Origin of the sequence: Cellulomonas xiejunii (genome assembly GCF_024508315.1) — a bacterium.
In the GTDB taxonomy this organism is placed as follows: domain Bacteria; phylum Actinomycetota; class Actinomycetes; order Actinomycetales; family Cellulomonadaceae; genus Cellulomonas; species Cellulomonas xiejunii.
This window is the reverse complement of sequence record NZ_CP101987.1, coordinates 1,757,330-1,776,217: the sequence shown is the minus strand read 5'-3', so window position 1 is coordinate 1,776,217 and position 18,888 is coordinate 1,757,330. Positions and strand designations below refer to the sequence as shown.

Here is an 18,888-nt window from a genome sequence, read left to right as displayed (position 1 = left end):
CGCCGACGGAGGGGGCAGCGCGGCGGCCCTGCGCACCGATCCCGCGCGCCCGTGCGCCCGAACCTGCGAGGCGAGATGACCACCTCTCACGACACGACCCGACCCGCACCGCTGACCGACCCGGTCGGCACCGTGGTGCCGTCCGCCGTGCCGACCCACTGGTACAACCTCGCGGCCGACCTGCCCGAGCCCTGCCCGCCGGCGCTGCACCCGGGCACGCGCGAGCCGCTGACGCCCGACGACCTGGCGCCGCTGTTCCCGATGGCGCTCATCGCGCAGGAGGTCTCGACCGAGCGGTGGATCGAGATCCCGCAGACGGTCCGCGAGATCTACGCGCTGTGGCGGCCCGCACCTCTGCTGCGGGCGCGACGCCTCGAGCGCGCGCTGGGGACGCCGGCGAAGATCTACTACAAGTACGAGGGCGGCTCGCCCGCCGGCTCGCACAAGCCGAACACGGCCGTGGCGCAGGCGTACTACAACGCGATCGAGGGCACCACGCGGCTCACGACGGAGACGGGCGCGGGCCAGTGGGGAGCGTCGCTGTCGATGGCCTGCGCGCTGCTGGGCCTGGGGTGCGAGGTGTGGCAGGTGCGCGCGTCCTACGACGGCAAGCCCTACCGGCGCATGCAGATGGAGACGTACGGCGCGACGTGCCACCCGTCCCCCTCGGACCTCACGGCGGCCGGCCGCGCGATGCTCGCCGCCGACCCCCACACCACGGGGTCGCTGGGCATGGCGATCAGCGAGGCGGTCGAGGTCGCGGCGAACGACCCGAAGGCGCACTACGCGCTGGGGTCGGTGCTCAACCACGTGCTCCTGCACCAGAGCGTCATCGGGCAGGAGGCGCTCGCGCAGCTCGACGAGCTGGGTGAGACGGCGGACGTCGTGTTCGGGTGCGCGGGCGGCGGGTCCAACCTGGCCGGGCTGAGCTTCCCGTTCCTCGGGCGCAACCTGCGCGACGGGGCCACGACGCGCGTCGTGGCGTGCGAGCCCGCGGCCTGCCCGTCGATGACCCAGGGCGAGTACCGGTACGACTTCGGTGACGTCGCGGGCCTGACGCCCCTGCTGAAGATGCACACGCTGGGCAAGGACTTCGTGCCGCCGCCCATCCACGCGGGTGGTCTGCGGTACCACGGCATGGCGCCGATGGTGTCGCACGCGTACGCGCTGGGACTCATGGACGCCATCGCGGTGGAGCAGGACGCCGCCTTCGCGGCCGGCATCGAGTTCGCGCGTGCCGAGGGCATCATCCCGGCGCCGGAGTCGACGCACGCCCTCGCCGGGGCCCTGGCGCACGCGCGAGCGGCGACGACGGACGAGACGATCCTCGTCGGTCTGTCCGGCAACGGGGTGCTCGACCTGCCCGCCTACCACGACTACGTCTGACAGGCCGGGGGGCGGGTGCCGGCCGGTGCCGGGACCCGCCCCTCAGTCTCGGACGACGGCCGCGCCGAGCAACCCGAGGTCCTCGTCCGTCAGCAGCGCGCTCGGCACCACGACGAACGTCCTCGAGCCGCGCAGCCGCAGCACCGCGGCGGAGCCACGGACGCGCACCTCCCGGTAGGCGCTCAGCGACGTCTGCGACGAGCCCAGCGCGCCGCTCATGCGGAGCGCGTCGGGCTCGACCCGCGCCCAGACGGTCGTCCCGGGTGCGAACGCGGCGACGAGCGCCCGGCGCACGGAACGCCGGGTCCCCACGACCATCGCGAGCGCGAGCGCGGGGACCGCCACGCACACGACGACGGCAGCGAACGCGTCCGTCGGGCGCGTCACGACCACGATCGCCAGCGCCATCACACCCCACAGCGCCACCGCATGCCGGGTGCGCAGCAGGAGCGTCGCCACGTCGCGGGTCATGTCGCGCAGGAGCTGCGGTGTCATCGTGATCGCCCGCATGCCGTCCTCGGTCATGGCGCTCATGTTGGCAGGGCGTCGGCCCCCGGGTGACCGGAACGTGGGCACGGTCTTAAACCTACCGGGCTTGTCTGCTTATCTTTCCGGGACACCTCACCGCGCACACCGGGAGCCCGCATGAGCTCGCACTACCTCTGGTACATCCCCAACACCGTCGAGCCGGGCCACCGCGGTGACGACACGACCGACGGCTGGGGCTCCCTCGACCTGTCGACCGAACTCGCGCTCGCCGCGGAGGCCCACGGCTGGGAGGGTGCGCTCATCGGCACCGGCTGGGGCCGTCCCGACACGTTCACGGTCGCCACCGCGCTGGCAGCACGCACGACGACCTTCCAGCCGCTCGTCGCGATCCGGCCCGGGTACTGGCAGCCCGCGCACTTCGCGAGCGCCGCCGCGACCCTGGACCGGCTGTCGGGCGGCCGCCTGCTGGTGAACATCGTCAGCGGGCACGACGGTGTCGCGCAGTACGGCGACACCGCGGGCGACCAGGCGCAGCGGTACGGACGCACCCAGGAGTTCCTCGCCATCGTCCGCCGCCTGTGGACGCAGGAGCGCGTGACCTTCCACGGCGAGCACTACCGCGTCGACGACTCCACCCTCGCCCCGCGCCCGGTCGCCACGGACGACCGGGCGCACCCGCGGCTGTACTTCGGCGGCGCATCACCCGCCGCCGAGCGTGTCGCCGCCGCGGAGGCCGACGTCCAGCTGTTCTGGGGGGAGCCGCTCGACGGCGTCGCGGAACGCATCGCACGGTTGCGCGCGCTGAGCGACGACGTCGAGCGCCGGCACGCGCCCCTGGAGTTCGGCCTGCGCATCACGACGGTCGTGCGCGACACGTCCGAGGAGGCGTGGCACGACGCCGAGGCGAAGGTCGCGCGCATGGCCCAGGACGCCGGCGCCCGACCCGACCCGCTGCGGCGCCGCGCAGTCGGGCAGCAACGGCTCCTCGACCTGGCCGCGCGCGGTGACGTCCTCGACTCCTGCCTGTACACCGCACCGGGCCGGTACGGCGGCGGCGGCGCCGGGACGACCTGGCTCGTCGGGTCCGCCGAGGACGTCGCCGACGCGCTGCGCCGCTACCGCGACCTGGGGGTCACGCACTTCGTGCTGTCCGACACCCCGTACCTGCACGAGACGGCACGCGTGGGCCAGAGCCTGCTGGGGCTGCTGCGCGAGCCCGTCCCGGCCTGACCACCCCGCCACGACGCGGGCCCGGCCGGATCGCTCCGGCCGGGCCCGCGTCGGTCCGACGTCAGCCCGCGTCAGCCGCGCACCGAGACCGTCCGGCTCGCGCTGCCCGCGACCTCGTCCGGTGCGTCCGGGACGAAGACCGCCGTCAGCCGGTGCGTCCCCGAGCCGATGCCGCGGGGCACGGTCCCGATCGCGAGGCCGAGGACCACGTCCGCCCGCGCGACGACACGCTCGCCCTCACGCAGCTCCACCCGCCCCTGCGGGAGGCGCGCGGTGTCGAGCCCGACGGTCGCCACCCACACCGACGGGATCAGCCGCGGCAGCGGCGACTGCAGGACGTCGAGCGACGTCCTGCTGGTCGCGCGCACCACCGTGACGGTGACCGGCGCGGACTGCGAACCGGTGACCGCGTCGGTCCCGGCGTACCGGGCGACGACCTCGTACGTGCCGACGGGTGTGTCCGCCGGAAGTGTCAGCACCGCGCGGCCGTCACGCAGCGTCGACGTGCCCAGCACCTCCTCGCCGGCGACGAACTGCACGGTGCCGGCGACCGGCGCCTCCGACTCGACCGACGCGGTCAGCCGGACCCGCGTCCCCCGTGTCCCGAAGACCTGCGTCGTGGGCGAGGCGCTCAGCGTCGTCGACGACCCGGTCGACGCCTCCTCGACCGTGAACGGCACCGTCGCCGTGGTCCCGCTGGGGGCTGCGACGACCGTCAGGGTGTGGGCACCGGGCGCGAGGCCGGCGGGCACCGTGACCGTGACCTCGGCTGCGGCGTCCGGCCCTTCCCCCTGCACGAGGGGGAAGGTGCCCAGCACGTCGTCACCGAGCCGCACCTCGACCGACGTGTTCTGCGGTGCGCCCAGGCTCGTGAGGTTGATCCCCCCGACCGTGAACGTCAGCTGCCCGCCCGCCGCCACGGCGTCCGCGAGCGCCGGCACCGCGACGGCCCGCTCCGCGAAGTCGGGCGCGATGCCCGGGTTCGCCTGCAGGTACGCGATCCACGCGTCACGGTCGACGAGGCCGGAGTCGGCCGTCTGCGTCCCCTGCGTGAACACCCGGAAGTTGTCCCCGCCCTGCGCGAGGAACGAGAACGTCCCGATGCGGTACGGCGCGTCGAGGTCGATGGGCTCGCCGTCGACCGTGACCGACGTGATCCGGTCGCCCAGCTCGCGCGACGCGTCGTACGTGTACGCCACGTTGTCCGAGAGCCCGAGCTGCAGGTACGGCCGGCTCGGGACGTTGCCGTCCTCGTCGGTCTGCCACTGCTGCTCCAGCATGGTCACCACCTGGGCGCCCGTGAGCGTGGTCGTCCAGAGGTTGTTGACGAACGGGAGCACGGCGTTCGCCTCGGCGTACGTGATGGTGCCGTCGGGCGCGTGCAGCAGCTCGGCACGCATCCCGCCGGGGTTGACCACACCGATCTGGGCGCCGCCGCGCTCGGGTGCCGACAGCGAGTCGAGCAGCGCGTCGGCGACGAGCGACCCCAGCGTCGACTCACGGCTGCGGTCGTCCCGGCCGGTCGTCGTCCCCGGTGCGGACCCGACGTACACGCCGTCGACGTACGACCCACCGCTGAACGCGGTCGTCACGTCCGCCGTGACGGACCCGACCGGCTGGGACCCCACCTGTGCCGCGAACGCGAGCGCGTCGGCCACGATCGCCGCGACGGCGGCCACGCGCGGGTACGCCGCGACGAGCTCGGCATCGGGCGTCGTCGTGCGCGCCACGTTCTCGGCGACCGCGGCCGTGACCTCGTCCGTCGCCGGGTCGTACGTCAGGACGACCTTGCCGAGGAACTCGCCGTACGAGCCGGTCTGCACGATCGGACGGGTGTCCCCGCCGTCGCCGACGGGCCCGAACCACGCGTACTGCTTGTGCGTGTGCCCGGTGAAGACCACGTCGACCGCGGCATCCGTCCCGGTGACGATCTCGGCGAACGCGCCGCCTGCGGCGACCTCCTCCTCCAGGGTCGCGCCGTCGGGCGTGCCGGCGCCGGCGCCCTCGTGGTACTGGGCCACGATCACGTCGGCCTCGCCGTTGGCCTCGTCGCCGTCGGTGAGCTGCGCCGCGACGCGGTTGACGGCCTCGACCGGGTCACCGAAGTCGAGCGCCGCGATCCCGTCGGGCCGCACGAGCGTGGGGGTCTCCTGCGTGACGGCGCCGATCACACCGACGATGACCGAACCCATCTCGAGGATGGCGTACTCATCGAGTGCGGGGGTCGTGGTGCCGTCGAGATACACGTTGGCACCCAGGTACGGGAAGGCCGCGTTCTGCCCGCCCGCGATGACCCGGTCCACCAGGTCGTCGTACCCGTTGTCGAGCTCGTGGTTGCCGATCGCGGACGCGCCCAGCCCCAGGGCGTTGAGCACGTCGATCGTCGGCTGGTCGTCCTGCACGGCGGACGCGAACAGCGACGCACCGATGTTGTCCCCCGCCGAGAGGAACGCCACCGGCCCGTCCGCCGCCGCGCGCTGCTGCTCGACCGTCCCCGCGAGCTTCACGGTGTTCGCGTCGATGCGGCCGTGGAAGTCGTTGATGTTGAGGAACGTCAGGTCGACCGGGCCTGCGTTCGCGTCACCGGCCGTCAGCCCCACCACGACCGGGTCGTGGTCCGAGGACCGGTACGGGTCCGGCGCCCAGAACGTCGTGCCGTGGTAGCCGAACCGGCTGTACTCCAGCGCGAGCGACTCCGGGGCGTTGATCTCCCAGACGTCCGCGCCGGTGGCACGCGCAGCGGCGGCCTCGTTGAGGAGCACGTGGTCCAGCGATCCCGACAGACCGCCGAACGAGTAGCTGTACTGGCCCGGCGCGAGTGCCACCACGGCGTCCACGTAGCCGGCGTCGTACAGCACCTGCAGGGGGTCCTCACGCGTGTACGCGTTGAAGTCACCGACGAGCGCGACCGCCTCGGTGTCGCCCTGCACGTCGCGCACCCAGTCGCGCAGCGCCGTCGCCTGCCGCACGCGGGACTCGTTCGACGTGCCCTGGCCGTCGCCCGCGTCCGCGTCACCCGGCCAGGGGCCCGGCGAGCCCTTCGACTTGAAGTGGTTGACGACGACCAGGAACGACTCCCCGCCGCTGGTCGGCGCGAAGACCTGCCCGATGGGCTCGCGGGCGTTCCCGAAGGCCTGGCCGTCGCCGCTCTGGTCGCCCAGCGCACGGGACGGTCCGGCGGGGGTCACGGCCGCGAGCCGGTAGATGATGGCGTTGGTGATGACGTCCTGGTCGGCCGCCGGCGGCAGCTCGCTCGACGAGGGCACGTAAGCCCACTGCTCCGAGCCGACGTGGGCGTTGAGCGCGTCGACCAGGGTGGCCACCGCCTCGTCCGCGACCCCGTCGACGCGGGCCGAGTTCTCGATCTCCATGAGACCGACGACGTCCGCGTCGAGCGCCGCGATGGCGGCGACGATCTTGGTCTGCTGCCGCTCGAGGTCCTGCGCGTCCCACGCCCCGCGCTGGTCGCACCCTTCACGGACCGTCACCGGCTCGCCCGCGGGGTCCCGGTAGGCGACGCACGACGCGGTGATGTCACCGAGCGTCGTGAAGTAGTTGAGGACGTTGAACGAGGCGACGGACAGGTCCCCGCCGACGGCGTCCGGAGCCGCGGGACGGTCGTCCTCGAACGTGACCGGCGCCGGGCCGCCCGCGACGACGGGCGCCGTGGGGTTCAGCTTCCAGGTGTTGTTGCGGTAGTCGACGACCAGTGGCTCCGTGACCTGCACGGCTGACCCCACACGCACCGGGTTGTCGAGCGAGACGTACGGCGGCGTGAGGCCGCCGTTGCCGGTCCCGAGGTAGTTGGTCGACGCGCCGTCGTCCAGGACGACGCCGCGGGCCGCGTTGTCAGCCAGGACCGCGGCGGCCTCGGCCGAGCCAGGACGTCCGACCTCCGTCGGCTGCAGCAGCGGCGTCGTGCCGGTCGCCAGCCCGACCTCGCCGTACTGGTGCGTGCTGTAGGTGTTGGTGACCGTGAGGTCGCCGGTGGGGAGCAGGAGCATCGACTCCAGGGCCTCGCGTGCCGCCGCAGCGGCCGGCCACGCACCGCTCACGGGCGTCGGCGCGTCCGCGGCGGGCAGCACCTCGACGTCCCCGGCGGCCGCGACCGTGACCTGCGTCAGGCCGTTGAACTCCGCGACCTGTCCGCTGATGCGCAGCTGCTGCCCGACCGCGACCTGCCCGGCCGTGGCGGGCGAGTAGACGAAGACGGCGTCCGACGCGGTGCGTGAGGCGGTGTCACCGCCTCCGGTACCCGGGGTCTGCAGGACGTAGCCGTTCAGGCCGCCCGTCGGGTACGCCGCCGTGACCACCCCGGACGTCGTGACCGTCACGCCCACGAGCGGGGACGCGTCACCCGTGCCCTGGATCTCGGCGATCGTCACCGTCTGCGGGCCGCCCGGCTCCTGCGGGTCGGTCCCCGCGGGCGTCGGCGTGGGCGTGCCCGCCGTGAAGTCGGCTGCGTTGTCGGCCGTGTGCGTGTGCGCGGCGTCGCGCGCGACCGACGTGGCGTTGGTCGTCGCGGGAGCCGGGCCCGTGCCCACCCACGACGACGCGTTGGGCCCCCATCCCACGAGGTCGACGACGGCCTCGACGTCCGCGCACGCGGTGCTGCACGTGAGCTGCGCGACCCCCGCGACGAGCGCGACCTTGCCGTTCGTCCCGCTCATCGGCACACCGGTGCCCTCGAGGTCGACGGGGACGTCCGGCGCGTCGGTGTTGCTGCCGAACGCCTGCCCGACGACGAACGTCGACCCGGCCGGCACGGTGCCCGACAGCGGCGTGACCTGCCACGACCCGCCCCCGACCGACGCGTACTGCAGCGAGTAGCCGGCGAGGTCCAGCGGCGCGTCGCCGGGGTTGACCAGCTCGACGAAGTCGCGGTCGAAGGGCGCCCCGGAGTTGCCGCCGCCGCCGTACACCTCGTTGAGGAGCAGCGGTGCGTCGACGGACACCGCCCCGTGGGCCGAGCCGGCAGTGGCGATGCCGCCGGTCAGCAGCAGGGCGAGCGCCGTGAGCGCTCCGGTGGCCGTTCGTCGTCGTGCGTGCACGGGGGTCCCCTCCGTCAGGGCGCGAGGGGACGGTACGGACGCCCCGGCGCGCGATCAGTCGCCCGCCACCTGGACGGACGTCTCACCATGCGTGGTTCACCCGATACGCCGCAACTACCCGACAGTAACTTTCTGGTGAACTCGTCCGCCGCAGCACCCGTTCGCCCGGTTTCGCCCGGATCCGGTGGCGCCGCCCGACAGCACGACGCGGGCCACGGGAGAGCTCCCGGGCCCGCGTCGAGCGCGGTGGTCACGCGCGCAGCGTGGCACCCACCCGGGCGTGCGCCTCGGCGACGACCGCGTCGCGCACCGCGGCCGTGTCGGCGGCCGTCAGCGTCCGGTCCGCCGCACGCAGCCGCAGCGCGAACGCGAGCGACTTGCGCCCGGCTCCGACCTGGTCGCCGGTGTAGACGTCGAACAGGTGCACGTCCTCCAGCACGTCGCCCGCGGGGCTCCCCGCGGCGCCCGCGCGGACCGCCGCGAGGACGTCCGAGGAGGGCACGTCCGCAGCGACCACCAGGGCGACGTCCTCCTTGGCGACCGGGAACGTCGAGACGGGTACGGCCGTCACCGGCTCCTCACCCGCCGCGGCGAGCAGGGCCGTGAGGTCCAGCTCGAAGGCGACCGCGCGCGCCGGCAGGTCCAGGGCGGCGACCACCTTCGGGTGCAGCTCGCCCGCGTGGCCCACGACGGCGCCGGAAGGCACCGTCAGCCGCGCGCACCGGCCGGGATGGAACGGCGCACGCTCCGGGTCCGCCGTCGACGTCACGTCGACGCCGACCACCTGCGCGACACGACGCACGTGCGCCAGGACGTCCTCGACGTCCGCACGACGCCCCGCACGCCCGGGACCGGCCGGCTCGACCAGACCCGTGACCACGCCCGCGACGTGCAGCGGCTGCGCCGGGACGGCCGCGGCGAGCGCGGCGAGCTGGTCGTCGCTCGGCCGCACCCCGCCGGGCAGGCGCGGCGCGGACACCGCTCCCGCATCCGGCCGCGTGACCAGACCCATCTCGAACAGCCCCACGTCGACGTTCCCGCGCGCGACGTTGCGCCGCGCGGTGTCGAGCAGCGTGACCAGCAGGTCCGTCCGCATCAGCGGCTGCCCGTCGGTCAGCGGGTTGACGAGGCGCACCGCCCGACGACGGTCGTCGTCCGCCGGCAGGGCGAGCGCGTCGAGCTGGTCGGTGCCGACGAACGGGTAGCTCAGCACCTCGACGAGGCCGCCGCCGGCCAGCGTGTCCGCCACCGCCCGCCGGACCCGCTGCCCGCGCGTCAGGCCGCGGCCCGACGGTGCGGGCGGCACGATCGAGGGGATCGCGTCGTAGCCCCGCAGCCGCGCGACCTCCTCCACGAGGTCGACGCCCGCGGTGAGGTCCGGGCGCCACGTCGGCACGCGCACCTGCCACGTGGCGTCCGCGTCGTCCACCTCGCACCCGATCTCGGTGAGCGTCACGCGCACCTCGTCGTCCGTGTACGGCACACCCACGAGGCGGGCCGCCTGCGCGGGGTCGAACGCCACCGGAGGCGGCGCCACCGTGGTGTCGACGTCCGTGAGCGCGTCGTCGACCGTCCCACCGCCGTGCTCGACGAGCAGCGCCGCGGCCCGGGCGACCGCGACGCGCGGCAGCCGAGGGTCCACTCCCCGCTCGAACCGCTTGGACGCCTCGGACGTCAGCCGGTGGCGCCGCGACGAGCGCGCGACCGTCACCGGGTCGAAGTGCGCAGCCTCCAGCAGCAGGTCCGTCGTCGCGTCACCGACCTCGGAGTCGGCCCCGCCCATGACGCCCGCGATGCCCAGGACGCGCGCTCCGCGCCCGCCGGTGGAGTCCGTGATCAGCAGGTCCTGCGGGTCCAGCGTCCGCTCGACGTCGTCCAGCGTCGTGACGCGCTCCCCCGCCCGTGCTCGCCGCACGACGACGGGCGCCGTCAACGTGTCCAGGTCGTAGGCGTGCATCGGCTGACCGAGGTCGAGCATGACGTAGTTCGTCACGTCCACCGCGAGGCTGATCGGACGCATCCCCGCCTGCGTGAGCCGCCGCTGCATCCACGCCGGCGACGGACCGGACGCCCGCACGCCGCGCACGACCTGCGCGACGAACCTGTCGCACCCCGGCACCCCGTGGATGCCCTCGTCGTCGTCGACCTCGACCGCGAAGCCGGTCGGCCGCTCACGCAGCACGTCATCCGTCGCGAGTCCCGCGTCCGTGAAGCGGGCACCGGTCGAGTGCGCGTACTCCCGCGCGACACCGCGCATCGAGAAGCAGTACCCGCGGTCGGGCGTGACGTTGATCTCGAGGACCTCGTCGGCCAGGCCCAGCAGGCGCAGCGCGTCGGTGCCGGGCGTCGTGACGTCCTCGCCGTACCCGAGACGCGACAGCACGATGATGCCCGCGTGGTCCTCCCCCAGGCCCAGCTCGCGTGCCGAGCAGATCATGCCGTCCGACACGTGCCCGTACGTCTTGCGTGCCGCGATGGGGAACGGGCCGGGCAGCACCGCACCGGGCAGCGCCACGACGACGCGGTCACCGACACCGAAGTTGTGCGCACCGCACACGATGCCCCGCGGCACCGTCGGGTCGCCCGCGTCGTCGAGGTCGTTGTGCGCGCCGACGTCGACACGGCACCAGTTGATGGTCTTGCCGTTCTTCTGCGGCTCGGGCGTCAGCTCGACGACCTGGCCCACGACGAGCGGGCCGGTCACGCCGGAGCTGTGGATCGCCTCCTCCTCGAGCCCGACGCGCACGAGGTCGGCAGCCAGCTGCTCGGCCGTGAGGTCGGCAGGGAGATCGACGTGCTCGGCGAGCCACGTCAGCGGGACACGAGGCATGTCAGATCACCGTCCGGAACTGCTCGGAGAAGCGCACGTCGCCCTCGACCATGTCGCGCATGTCGGCGATGCCGTGCCGGAGCATGAGCGTGCGCTCGATGCCCATGCCGAACGCGTACCCGGAGTACACGTCGGGGTCCACGCCGCAGGCGCGCAGGACGTTCGGGTTGACCATGCCGCAGCCTCCCCACTCGATCCAGCCGGGCCCGCCCTTCTTCTGCGGGAACCACAGGTCCATCTCCGCCGAGGGCTCGGTGAAGGGGAAGAACGACGGACGCAGCCGCGTGCGGGCCTCCGGACCGAACATCGACCGCGCGAAGTGGTCGAGCGTGCCCTTGAGGTGCGCCATCGTCAGGCCCTTGTCGATCGCGAGCCCCTCGACCTGGTGGAACACCGGCGTGTGGGTCGCGTCCAGCGCGTCGGTGCGGAACACCTTGCCCGGGCACGCGATGTACACCGGCACGCCCCGCTCGAGCAGCGTGCGCGCCTGCACGGGCGACGTGTGCGTGCGCAGCACGAGCCCCGAGGCGTCGTCGGGGACCTGCGGGTCCTGCGGTGCCACGAAGAACGTGTCCTGCATCTGCCGGGCCGGGTGGTCGACCCCGAAGTTCAGCGCGTCGAAGTTGAACCACTCGGCCTCGAGCTCGGGCCCTTCGGCGATCTCCCAGCCCATCGCGACGAACACGTCGGCGATGCGCTCCGAGAGCGTCGTCAACGGGTGCCGCGCCCCGAGCGGGAGCCGCTCGGCGGGCACCGTCACGTCGACGGACTCCTCGACGAGCACGCGCGCGTCGCGCTCGGCCTCGAGCTGTGCCGTGCGGGCGGCGACGGCCGCGTTGACGCGACCGCGCGCCTGGCCGACGAGCTTGCCGGCCACGGCCTTGTCAGGGCCGGGCAGGCCCCCGATCGCGCGGTTGGCCAGCGCGAGCGGGCTGGCGTCGCCGGTGTGCGCGAGCCGTGCGGACTTCAGGGCGTCGAGGTCGCCGGCGGCGGCGACCGCCGCGAGGGCGTCGTCGACGGCTGCGGCGACGCCGTCGGCGTCGAGCGGGGACAGCGGTGTGTCGCTGGTCATCAGGACCTTCCAGGGCGGTTCGGCGACGGCCGGGACGTGCCCCGTGGACAGCGCAGGGCGCACGTCGGCCGACTGGCGAGTCTAGTGGCGCCCGTCCCGGGGCTGTCGGACCGTCCCGCAGCGCGGCGACGAGTCAGGCACGCCGGTCAGCGTGCGCGTGCGCGGTCCGCGCGGCCCGGGACGGGCCGGCGAAATCGGTGACCACCGCCGGTGACGGTGAGCAGGGAGCGCATGCGCCCATGCTGCCACAGGCCCGCCTCAGCGCCCGAGCGGATACGTCGCGACGGTCGAGTACAGCGGTCCCCCGCCGCGACCCTCGCCGGGACGCGAGGAGACGAGCGTGAGCGCGTCCACGCGCCACGTCGGCCCCTCGTACACGGCGAGCGCCTGCTCGAACACCTCGGGGGGTCGCAGGTCCTCCCGGTCCGGGCCTGGTGAGCGGCCCGGACCGTGCCCTCCGGCGCGCCCACCCGCGCCGGTCGAGCGGGAGCCGCGGCGCGGTGGACGCGCACCGGGACGGGCCCGGCCCACCGTCAGGTGCGGCCGGTGACGGACCCGCTGGTCGGGCCGGACGTCGTGCTCCTCCCCGACCTCGCGCGCCGCGTCCGCGAGGGCGACCATCGCGGTGACGTCTCCCCCGGTCCCGACCCACAGGGTGCGGTGGGCGAACACGCCGGCCCCTCGCAGCTGCAGGTCGAACGGCTCAGCCTGGGCCGCGGCGCGTGCGAGACCCGCGCCGATCGCCTCGGTGACGCCGTCGGGCACCGTGCCGTAGAACGCCGCCGTCAGGTGCCAGGTCTCCCGCGCGGACCAGCGCACGCCGTCGTCCTGGGACGGGGAGCCGCGCCGCACGACGGCCAGTGCGAGGTCGAGGTGGTCGAGGACGTCGTCGGGGGGCCAGACGGCGGCGAACAGGCGCATCCGCCCAGCGTGCCAGGTGCCGGCGCCTCAGCGCTGGGCGCGGCCCGACGCGTACAGGCACACGGCCGCGGCGGTGGCCAGGTTCAGGGACTCGGCCCGGCCCCGCAGCGGCACCCGGACTGCGGCGTCGGCCAGCGCCAGGTCCTCGTCCCGCAGGCCCCACGCCTCGTTGCCGAACACCCAGGCGGTCGGGGCCGTGAGGTCGGGCACCCCGGCCGGTGCGGCGCCGGCGACGTCGAGCAGGTCGTCGAGGTCGTGCGACCCGGTGCCGGCTGCGGCGAGGACCTGCAGACCCGCCGTCCGCAGCGCGGTGACCGCCTCGCCGAGCTCGGGCCCGGTCACGACCGGCAGGTGGAAGAGCGACCCGGCGGTCGCCCGGACGCACTTGGGGTTGTGCACGTCGACGCTGCTCGCAGTGAGCACCACCGCGTCGGCACCCGCCGCGTCCGACGCCCGCAGCACGGTGCCCGCGTTGCCCGGGTCGCGCACGTGCGCGAGCACGGCGACGAGCCGGGGACGGGCCGCCAGGACGGGTGCCAGCGCGGCCTGGACCAGGTCCACGACGGCGACCACGCCCTGCGCGTCCGGGCTCATGGCGTCGAGCACCTCGGGTGTGCCGGTGCGCACGCGCGCACCGGCGACCAGCGCGGCGTCCACGATCTCGGGGTACCGGACCTCGGCGTCGGGCGTGACGAACACGTCGTGCACGCGCGGACCGCCGGGCGCCACGGCCTCGCGCACGGCCTGCGGTCCCTCGACGAGGAACGTGCCGGACCGGCGTCGGACGCTGCGGCCCGCGAGGGCGCGCACCGCCTTGACGCGGTCGGCGCGGGGGTTGGTCAGCAGGTCGTCGAGCACTCCCCCATCATCCCCGGTCGTGCGGGCACGACGACGCCCCCGCCGTCACGTGGACGACGGGGGCGTCGAGGCGTCTGCCGGGCCGCGGACGGCTCGGCGGTGACGCGTCAGGTCAGGCTGCTGCGCGGGGCGCGTTGACGTCCTCGGGCAGGGCCGCCTTGGCGACCTGCACGAGCGCGGCGAACGCGACGGCGTCGTTGACGGCCATGTCGGCCAGGACGCGACGGTCCACCTCGACACCCGCGGCCTTGAGGCCCTGGATGAGGCGGTTGTAGGTCATGCCGTTCTCGCGCGCCGCTGCGTTGATCCGCTGGATCCACAGCTTGCGGAAGTCGCCCTTGCGCGCCTTGCGGTCGCGGTAGGCGTAGACCAGGGAGTGGGTGACCTGCTCCTTGGCCTTGCGGTACAGCCGCGAGCGCTGCCCGCGGTAGCCGCTCGCCCGCTCGAGGGTCGTCCGGCGCTTCTTCTGGGCGTTGACCGCCCGCTTCACGCGTGCCACGTGATGCTCCTTGCCTGTGTCCGGGGCTCGATGCCTCCGCCAGGGCGCTGACGCGCCGGCGGGTCAGCGACCGAGCAGCTTCTTGATCTTGGGGGTGTCTGCGGGCGAGACGACGACGTCACCGGCGATGCGGCGGGTGCGGCGGCTCGACTTGTGCTCGAGCAGGTGGCGACCACCGGCCTGCTCGCGCATGACCTTGCCGGTGCCGGTGACCCGGAACCGCTTCTTGGCACCGGAGTGCGTCTTGTTCTTCGGCATGGCTGCCGTGTCTCCTTGTCGTTCGCATCGCACGGTCGTGCGACTCGTGGGTCGTCCGGGCGCGGGGTGGACGCGCCCGTGCGGATGATCAGCCGGACTTCTCGCCGTCCGTCGTGCTGCGCGGGCCGGGGCGCGGCGCAGGCTTGGGTGGCCCCCCGGCCGGGGGTCCCGGACGGGCTGCCGGGTTCGGCGCCGAGGCCGGACGCGGCACCGCAGGACGCGGGGCCGACGGACCCGCGGCCGACGACGGGGCCGGGCGGGCGGCAGGCGCCGACGAGGGGGCAGGACGCGCAGCCGGTGCCGACGACCGCGGTGCGGCCGATGACGGGCGCGGTGCGGACGTGGACCGCGGTGCGGAGGACGTCGAGCGCGGTGCGGACGACGTCGAGCGCGGCGCGGGCGGACCCGAGCGACGCGGTGCCGACGACGCAGCAGAGGCCTGGACCTGCTCGGCGGGCGTGTCCGCCGCCGGGGTCTCGACCGTCTGCACGGGCTCCGGACGACGCTCGCGCGCCACGGGAGGCCACGGGATGTGCTCGACAGGCGCCTCGGACTCGTCGGTCGACGTCGTGCCGTCCTCGGTCTGCGACGCTGCCCGGCGCTGCTCGTTGCGCTGCTCGGCCTTCTTCTTGGTCGGCCCGAGCACCATGATCATGTTGCGGCCGTCCTGCTTCGGCATGCTCTCGATGAAGCCGAGCTCGGCGACGTCGGCTGCCAGGCGCTGCAGGAGGCGCACGCCCATCTCCGGGCGCGACTGCTCGCGGCCGCGGAACATGATCATGACCTTGACCTTGTCGCCGGCCTTGAGGAACCGCTCGACGTGGCCCTTCTTGGTGCCGTAGTCGTGCGGGTCGATCTTCAGCCGGAACCGGATCTCCTTGAGGATCGTGTTGGCCTGGTTCCGCCGGGCCTCACGCGCCTTCATGTCGGCTTCGTACTTGAACTTGCCGAAGTCCATGATCTTGCACACGGGAGGACGAGCGGTCGGGGCCACCTCGACCAGGTCGAGGTCCGCGTCCTGGGCCAGACGCAGAGCGTCCTCCAGGCGCACGATGCCGACCTGCTCACCGTTGGGTCCGACGAGTCGGACCTCGGCGACGCGGATCCGATCGTTGATGCGGGGCTCGCTGATGTGGTGCTCCTCGGGTTCGTCGTCGTGGACCCCCAGGAACGAGGAAGGCCCCCGTCCTGGGCACAGGAGGAGGCCTCGTCCGGCGTCCACGGTCGTCAGACGACCGTCGACAGGCCGCCGGGGAGGACCCGTCGACCTTCGGACCGTGACCTGGTTCCCTGTCGTCGGACGAGCCGAGCAGTCGGGGCCAGGTGGGAGGAGCTCCACTTGTGCATCCGCTCCGCCGCGTACCCCCGACTCCGGCACGGGCTCCCGGGACATCTCCCGAGGGGCCGTGCGACAGGACGAGGGCGCGCGACAGCGCGAATCAGTCGAGCCCAGGCTAGCAGACCCGGCGGGCGACGGGCGCGCGCCGTGATCACCGCGCGACCTGCACGACGAGACTGGAATGATTCCAGAAAACGTGGTCAGATGACTCCCATGACGGACACCGACCTGCTGCGGCAGCACGGGCTGCGGGTCACCGCACCCCGGCTGGCCGTGCTCGGCGCGCTCGAGGGCCACGCGCACCTCGATGCCGACGCCGTGCTCCAGCGGGTTCGCGCCGCCGTGCCGACCGTGTCCGTCCAGGCGGTGTACGACGTGCTGCACGCCCTGTCCGACGCCGGGCTGCTGCGCCGCATCGAGCCGGCCGGGCACCCCGCCCGCTACGAGCGGCGCACGGGCGACAACCACCACCACGTCGTGTGCCGCGGCTGCGGCGCGGTCGACGACGTGGACTGCGCCGTCGGTGACGCGCCCTGCCTGACCCCCAGCTCCACCGCGGGGTTCGACGTCGAGACCGCGGAGGTCACCTACTGGGGCCTGTGCCCCGCCTGCCGCACCGCCGGCTGACACACCCGCGCCGGCCACGCCGGCGCCCACGATCCCGCCGGGCCCGTCCGCCCGGTCGACGAGAGGAACACGCCTTGACCCACGTCCCCACCACCACGACCAACTCCGGCGCGCCCGTCGCGTCCGACGCGCACGCGCTGTCCGTCGGCGCCGACGGCCCCATCGCCCTGCACGACCACTACCTGGTCGAGAAGCTCGCGCAGTTCAACCGCGAGCGTGTGCCGGAGCGCGTCGTGCACGCCAAGGGCGGCGGTGCGTTCGGCACCTTCACCGTGACGCAGGACGTGTCCGCCTACACGCGCGCCGCAGTGTTCCAGCCGGGCGTGGCGACCGAGATGCTCGCCCGCTTCTCGACCGTCGCCGGCGAGCAGGGCTCCCCCGACACGTGGCGCGACCCGCGCGGCTTCGCGCTGAAGTTCTACACGTCCGAGGGCAACTACGACCTGGTGGGCAACAACACCCCGGTCTTCTTCATCCGGGACGGCATCAAGTTCCCCGACTTCATCCACTCGCAGAAGCGCCTGCCGGGCTCGCACCTGCGCGACAACGACATGCAGTGGGACTTCTGGACGCTGTCGCCGGAGTCGGCGCACCAGGTGACGTGGCTCATGGGCGACCGCGGCATCCCCGCGACGTGGCGGAACATGGACGGCTTCGGCTCGCACACCTACCAGTGGATCAACGCCGCGGGTGAGCGCTTCTGGGTCAAGTACCACTTCAAGACCCAGCAGGGCATCGAGAACATGCCGGCCGAGGTCGCCGCGCAGCTCGCCGGCTCGGACGCCGACCACCACATCCGCGACCTGCACGAGCACATCGAGGCCGGCGACTTCCCGCGCTGGACGCTCAGCGTCCAGGTCATGCCGTACGCGGACGCGGCGGAGTACCGCTTCAACCCGTTCGACCTCACCAAGGTGTGGCCGCACGCGGACTACCCGCTGATCGAGGTCGGCGTGATGGAGCTCAACCGCAACCCGGAGAACTACTTCGCGCAGATCGAGCAGGCGACCTTCGCGCCGAGCAACTTCGTGCCTGGCATCGCCGCCAGCCCGGACAAGATGCTGCTCGCGCGGATCTTCTCCTACGCCGACGCGCACCGGTACCGCGTGGGCACCAACCACGCGCAGCTGCCGGTGAACGCGCCGAAGTCCCCGGTGCACTCGTACTCGCAGGACGGCGCCGCGCGGTACACCTTCTCGTCGGCCACCACGCCGGTCTACGCGCCCAACTCGGTCGGTGGCCCGGTGGCCGACCCGGCCCGCGCGGGCGAGGGCGGCTGGGAGTCGGACGGCGCCCTGGTGCGCACGGCGGCGACCCTGCACCCCGAGGACGACGACTTCGGCCAGGCGGGCACGCTCTACCGCGAGGTCTTCGACGACGCGGCGCGCGCCCGGTTCCTCGACACGATCACGGGTCACGTCGGCGGCGTGAAGCGCTCCGACGTCCGCGAGCGTGCGATCCAGTACTGGACGCAGGTCGACGCCAACCTCGGCTCCGCGCTGCGCGGGCGCCTCACGGCGATCGACGCGCCGGTCGAGACCGGCGAGCCGGGCACCGCGAGCCTGCCGGTCGCCTGACCTGACGGCACTGGCCGGTCCCCCACCGGCCGCGACGGCCCCGCACCCTCGTGGTGCGGGGCCGTCCGCCGTCCGGCATGGACGCCGTCGACGCGGTGAGAGGATCGGCCCATGAGCGACACCATCCCCGAGGATGCGACGGACCCGGCGACGCAGGCCGTCCGCGACATCGCCGACGTCGCCGCGGTCGAGGTCATCACGGCGGCCGCGGTGCACCTCATGAGCGCCGCCGCGGTCAAGTGCGGCCTCGCGGAGGACGACGCGGACGGGCCCGGCGCCCGTCACCGGGACCTCGACGAGGCGCGCAAGCTGATCAACGCGCTGGCGGCGCTCGTGACCACGGCGGCACCCGACATCGGCAACCAGCACGCGCGCTCCTTGCGCGACGGCCTGCGGTCGCTGCAGCTGGCGTTCCGCGAGGCGTCGCCGTTCCCGGACGCCCCCGGTGAGGGGCCGGGCGAGAAGTTCACGGGGCCGGTGTCCTGACGGTCGTCCGATCGAGGGCGTACCCTCGATGCGGCGCGAGCGTCGGCGACCGGTGAACGAGGACTGCCGACGCGACGCCGACACCCAGGACGAGGCACGAGGAGCGAGCATGCGGCACGAGCCGGCGGGAACCGAGGTGGCCGACTTGGCCTGCTCGGGCGACCCCTGCCGCCGCACCGCCGCCTGAGGACCCCGCCGACCCGCTCTGCGAGGTCCGTCGCCACCGCGCGACGCCCGACGGCCCGGTCGCGGCGCTCCCCGCCGC

Annotated in this window: 14 protein-coding genes; 5 read left to right on the top strand and 9 right to left on the bottom strand. The window is 73.9% G+C overall.

The genetic code is table 11. The features are described 5' to 3' along the window. Window positions 1-75: 75 nt before the first annotated feature. Window positions 76-1,386, top strand: a complete 1,311-nt coding sequence (locus NP048_RS08120; RefSeq protein ID WP_227577688.1) for a TrpB-like pyridoxal phosphate-dependent enzyme — start codon at window positions 76-78, stop codon at window positions 1,384-1,386. A gap of 42 nt (window positions 1,387-1,428) precedes the next feature. Here NP048_RS08120 and NP048_RS08115 read toward each other — a convergent pair whose 3' ends face one another. After that, a complete protein-coding gene (locus tag NP048_RS08115; protein WP_227577687.1) occupies window positions 1,429-1,920 on the bottom strand; it encodes a hypothetical protein in 492 nt (163 codons plus the stop codon). A gap of 111 nt (window positions 1,921-2,031) precedes the next feature. Between NP048_RS08115 and NP048_RS08110 the strand changes: the two genes are divergently transcribed. After that, window positions 2,032-3,105: an LLM class flavin-dependent oxidoreductase gene (locus tag NP048_RS08110; RefSeq protein WP_227577686.1), complete on the top strand. Its 1,074-nt coding sequence runs from the start codon at window positions 2,032-2,034 to the stop codon at window positions 3,103-3,105. A gap of 71 nt (window positions 3,106-3,176) precedes the next feature. Here the strand turns inward: NP048_RS08110 and NP048_RS08105 are convergent, their stop codons facing one another. The 8 genes from NP048_RS08105 to infC all read right to left on the bottom strand — a co-directional run bounded on the left by NP048_RS08105 (window position 3,177) and on the right by infC (window position 15,816). Further along, window positions 3,177-8,156 (bottom strand): ExeM/NucH family extracellular endonuclease, encoded by a 4,980-nt coding sequence (locus NP048_RS08105; protein WP_227577685.1) that lies wholly within the window; start codon window positions 8,154-8,156, stop codon window positions 3,177-3,179. Window positions 8,157-8,406: 250 nt separating this feature from the next. Next, window positions 8,407-10,986: a phenylalanine--tRNA ligase subunit beta gene (gene pheT / locus NP048_RS08100; protein WP_227577684.1), complete on the bottom strand. Its 2,580-nt coding sequence runs from the start codon at window positions 10,984-10,986 to the stop codon at window positions 8,407-8,409. A 1-nt stretch (window position 10,987) separates the two neighbouring features. Then, the gene (gene pheS / locus NP048_RS08095; protein WP_227577683.1) at window positions 10,988-12,058 is read right to left on the bottom strand and encodes a phenylalanine--tRNA ligase subunit alpha; all 1,071 of its coding nucleotides are present in this window, start codon (window positions 12,056-12,058) and stop codon (window positions 10,988-10,990) included. Window positions 12,059-12,316: 258 nt separating this feature from the next. Further along, on the bottom strand, window positions 12,317-12,979 hold the full coding sequence (gene thpR, locus NP048_RS08090) for an RNA 2',3'-cyclic phosphodiesterase (RefSeq protein ID WP_227577682.1): 663 nt from the start codon (window positions 12,977-12,979) through the stop codon (window positions 12,317-12,319). A 27-nt stretch (window positions 12,980-13,006) separates the two neighbouring features. Beyond that, window positions 13,007-13,837: a TrmH family RNA methyltransferase gene (locus NP048_RS08085; protein WP_227577681.1), complete on the bottom strand. Its 831-nt coding sequence runs from the start codon at window positions 13,835-13,837 to the stop codon at window positions 13,007-13,009. A 112-nt stretch (window positions 13,838-13,949) separates the two neighbouring features. Next, complete coding sequence (gene rplT, locus NP048_RS08080) at window positions 13,950-14,336, bottom strand: 50S ribosomal protein L20 (RefSeq protein WP_227577680.1); 387 nt, start codon at window positions 14,334-14,336, stop codon at window positions 13,950-13,952. A 63-nt stretch (window positions 14,337-14,399) separates the two neighbouring features. Then, on the bottom strand, window positions 14,400-14,594 hold the full coding sequence (rpmI, locus tag NP048_RS08075) for a 50S ribosomal protein L35 (RefSeq protein ID WP_046528208.1): 195 nt from the start codon (window positions 14,592-14,594) through the stop codon (window positions 14,400-14,402). Window positions 14,595-14,682: 88 nt separating this feature from the next. Then, the gene (gene infC, locus NP048_RS08070) at window positions 14,683-15,816 is read right to left on the bottom strand and encodes a translation initiation factor IF-3 (RefSeq protein ID WP_227577679.1); all 1,134 of its coding nucleotides are present in this window, start codon (window positions 15,814-15,816) and stop codon (window positions 14,683-14,685) included. Between the two features lie 330 nt (window positions 15,817-16,146). Between infC and NP048_RS08065 the strand changes: the two genes are divergently transcribed. The 3 genes from NP048_RS08065 to NP048_RS08055 all read left to right on the top strand — a co-directional run bounded on the left by NP048_RS08065 (window position 16,147) and on the right by NP048_RS08055 (window position 18,623). After that, complete coding sequence (locus NP048_RS08065) at window positions 16,147-16,560, top strand: Fur family transcriptional regulator (RefSeq protein WP_284439729.1); 414 nt, start codon at window positions 16,147-16,149, stop codon at window positions 16,558-16,560. 74 nt (window positions 16,561-16,634) lie between these two features. Beyond that, window positions 16,635-18,137, top strand: a complete 1,503-nt coding sequence (locus NP048_RS08060; RefSeq protein WP_227577677.1) for a catalase — start codon at window positions 16,635-16,637, stop codon at window positions 18,135-18,137. 111 nt (window positions 18,138-18,248) lie between these two features. Beyond that, window positions 18,249-18,623, top strand: a complete 375-nt coding sequence (locus NP048_RS08055; protein ID WP_227577676.1) for a DUF1844 domain-containing protein — start codon at window positions 18,249-18,251, stop codon at window positions 18,621-18,623. The last annotated feature ends 265 nt before the right edge of the window (window positions 18,624-18,888 follow it).